Origin of the sequence: Streptomyces pathocidini (assembly GCF_001418495.1) — a bacterium.
Taxonomy (GTDB): domain Bacteria; phylum Actinomycetota; class Actinomycetes; order Streptomycetales; family Streptomycetaceae; genus Streptomyces; species Streptomyces pathocidini.
The window spans coordinates 1-2,918 of sequence record NZ_LIQY01000677.1 but is presented as its reverse complement, the minus strand read 5'-3'; the positions used below and the strand labels follow the sequence as shown (position 1 = coordinate 2,918).

The 2,918-nt window shown below is 71.5% G+C and carries 3 protein-coding genes; 1 reads left to right on the top strand and 2 read right to left on the bottom strand.

From position 1 onward, the window contains the following. Window positions 1–35: 35 nt before the first annotated feature. Both AOK16_RS29360 and AOK16_RS24360 read right to left on the bottom strand, forming a co-directional pair. Window positions 36–254, bottom strand: coding sequence for a DUF3263 domain-containing protein (locus AOK16_RS29360; RefSeq protein ID WP_055474262.1), 219 nt, complete (start codon window positions 252–254; stop codon window positions 36–38). A gap of 169 nt (window positions 255–423) precedes the next feature. Next, window positions 424–1,662 carry an ABC transporter substrate-binding protein gene (locus AOK16_RS24360; protein WP_055474261.1) on the bottom strand — a complete coding sequence of 413 codons (1,239 nt, stop codon included), beginning with the start codon at window positions 1,660–1,662 and terminating at the stop codon, window positions 424–426. Between the two features lie 262 nt (window positions 1,663–1,924). On the opposite strand from AOK16_RS24360, the gene AOK16_RS24355 reads away from it, so the two are divergent. Beyond that, window positions 1,925–2,905, top strand: a complete 981-nt coding sequence (locus AOK16_RS24355; protein WP_055474260.1) for an SIS domain-containing protein — start codon at window positions 1,925–1,927, stop codon at window positions 2,903–2,905. Window positions 2,906–2,918: the final 13 nt, after the last annotated feature.

The following is a 2,918-nucleotide window of genomic DNA, read 5'->3' as shown; positions in this document are numbered from 1 at the left end:
TCCCACCCCCCCCCGGCCGGCGGAGCCCGCGCGGCTCAGCGGTTGCGGCGGCGGGAGTCCCGTACGCGGCGGAGCCGGTTGACCGTCACCGGGTCGTGCGCCAGCGCGCGCGGGTCGTCGAGGAGGGCGTTGAGGAGCTGGTAGTAGCGGGTCGGGGACATGCCGAGCCGCTCGCGTATCGCCCGCTCCTTGGCCCCGGGCCCCGGCCACCCGCGCCGCTCGACGCCGAGCACGGCCCGATCGCGCCCGGACAGCCCATGTTCGGACGGGCCCCGCTCCTCGAGCTCGCCGTTCTCGCCGCCCGGCCTGGCCTCGCTGCCAGGCCCGGCCTTGCCGACTGCCTCGGTCTCGTCGACTGCCCTGGCCTCGACCGGCTCACTCGCGTCGACCGCCCCGTCCTCCCCCTCGTGCATGGCGCTCAATCTAGTCCTGCGTCCGCGCCGAGTTCTCCGTCGCCTCGGCGTCTCGTTCCAGTTCGCCCAGGACGCTTGCCGGGTCGCCGTTCTTCTCGACCGTCGCGCCGATGGACTTCTTCAGCTTGGAGACGACCGGGGCCCAGGACAGTTTGGAGACCGGGTAGAACTCGGCGGTGTGGAGCTCGTCGAGGAACTCCCACAGGTGCTTGTTGTCCTTGTCCGCGCGCATTGCCTCGGACGCGGTCGTGGTGACCGGCAGCAGGTCGTACTGGTCGGCGAACTTCAGGACGTTGTCCCGCTGGTAGACGAAGTCGAGGAACTTGCCGACCTGTTCCCGGTGGCCGTGCTGCTTGAACGCCATCATCCAGTCGGCGACACCGGTCGTGGCCGCGGAGGTGCCGTCCCTGCCGGGCAGCGGCGCCATCCCGTACTGCACGTTCTTCGCGTCCGCCATCCGCATCAGCGTCGGGTGGCCGTTGACCATGCCGACCTGGCCGTCGGCGAAGGCCGCGTAGACCTCCTTGCGGTTGGTCGAGCCGGGCTTGGGGTTGGTGAGCCCCTTGGCCACCAGCTCGTCGCGCAGCCACTCGAAGGTCTTGACGTTCGCGTCCGAGTCGAAGGTGTAGCTGCCAACGTTGTCGGTGTAGCCGCCGCCCCCGCTGAGCATCCAGTTCAGCGTCTCGGCCTGCGGCTCCTCCGGACCCAGCGGAAGTCCGTACGGGGTCTGGGCGCCGGCCGCCTTCAAGGCCTGCGCGTCCTGCTGGAGTTCGGCCCAGGTCTTGGGCGGTGCGGTGATGCCGGCCTTGGCGAACAGCGTCTTGTTGTAGAAGAGGACGCGGGTGCTGGAGGCGAACGGCAGCCCGTACTGGACGCGGTGGACCTCCCCCGCCTGCGCCAGGCCGGGCAGGAAGTCGGCCTGGGTGGGGATGGAGAGCAGTTCGTCGGCGCTGTAGAGCCTGCCCTGCGCGGCGTAGTCGGCGTACGCGCCGATCTGGGCCATGTCGGGGGCGTCGCCGCTCCTGACCATGTCGGCGACCCGCTGGTCGACGTCGTTCCAGCTGTGGACCTCGACGTTCACCCGGATCCCGGGGTTCTTCGCCTCGAACGCGTCGACCAGTTCGTCCCAGTACTTCTCGGAACTGTTGTCCGCGCTGTCGCCGTAGTCGGCCGCCACGAGCCTGATCGTGGCGTTGTCCCCGCCCCCCGCGGAGTCACCGCCCCCGCAACTGGTGAGAGTCAGGGCCATGGTCGTCGCAACGCTCGTTGCTATGAGGCCCAAGAACCGCCGGTGCACTGCGGATACCTACCCTTTGTTCTGTATGTCCCTTGCCAGCCGGCGTTCCCCTGCCCCGGCACTGCGCGTGAGTCTGCCGCGCGCATCCCACAAGGTCTACACCAGTCTTGGTCTCGCTTCCGCATCGCCCTTCCCCTGCCCTGGTCGGGGCTGCTATCCACGACACCGTTACTTGTCCGACCCGTTGTCCTCGCATTCCAAGGAGCAGCCGACCATGGCGGCAGCCGAGCAGGCCCAGCCCGAGTCCACCTCCCAGCACCGGTCCGCGTCGCGTACCGCGGCCGAGATCGCGACCCAACCGGACTGCTGGCGGCGCGCGGCCGAGGCCGCCGCCACCGAGGAGGGGCTGCGCGGGTTGCCGCGACCGGGAGAGCGGGTGGCCGTCACGGGGTGCGGCACCTCGTGGTTCATGGCCCAGGCCTACGCGGCGCTGCGGGAGGCGGCGGGCCAGGGCGAGACCGACGCGTTCGCCTCCTCGGAGTTCCCGCTCTCGCGCTCCTACGACAGGGTCGTCGCGATCACGCGCTCAGGTACGACGACGGAGGTGCTGGACCTGCTGGCCGCGGTGCGGGGGCGTACGGCGACCACGGCCCTGACCGGTGACCCCAAGACGCCGGTCATGGACGCGGCGGACGCCGTGGCCGTACTGGACTGGGCCGACGAGGAGTCGGTCGTCCAGACCCGCTTCGCGACGACCGCGCTCGCCTATCTGCGGGCGGGACTTGAGGCGCACGGCCCGCTGCCGGAGGGCGTGAAGACGGTCGTGGAAGCGGCGGCCGACGCGGCGGTGGCGGTGGAGTCGCCGCTGCCGGAAGCGGTGCTGTCCGCCGAGCAGTGGACGTTCCTCGGGCGCGGCTGGACGTACGGGCTCGCCCAGGAGGCGGGGCTGAAGATGCGCGAGGCGGCGGGGGCCTGGACGGAGTCCTACCCGGCGATGGAGTACCGCCACGGTCCGATCTCCATCACAGGACCGGGCCGCGTGGCGTGGATGTTCGGCGCGCTGCCGGAGGGGCTGGCGGGCGACGTCGCCCGCGTGGGCGGCGAACTCCTCGCCGACTCGCGGGCCGAGGGCCTGGACCCCATGGCGGACCTGATCCGCGCCCAGCGCCTGGCGGTCGCGGCGGCCGAGGCCCGGGGCCAGAACCCCGACCACCCCCGCAACCTCACCCGCAGCGTGATCCTGTCGGCGGAGTAGCGGGGGGCGGGGG

Bases quoted from the DNA above. Each gene is read 5' to 3' on its own strand.
- AOK16_RS24360 (WP_055474261.1), bottom strand. From the start codon at position 1,662: ATGGCCCTGACTCTCACCAGTTGCGGGGGCGGTGACTCCGCGGGGGGC.
- AOK16_RS24355 (WP_055474260.1), top strand. From the start codon at position 1,925: ATGGCGGCAGCCGAGCAGGCCCAGCCCGAGTCCACCTCCCAGCACCGG.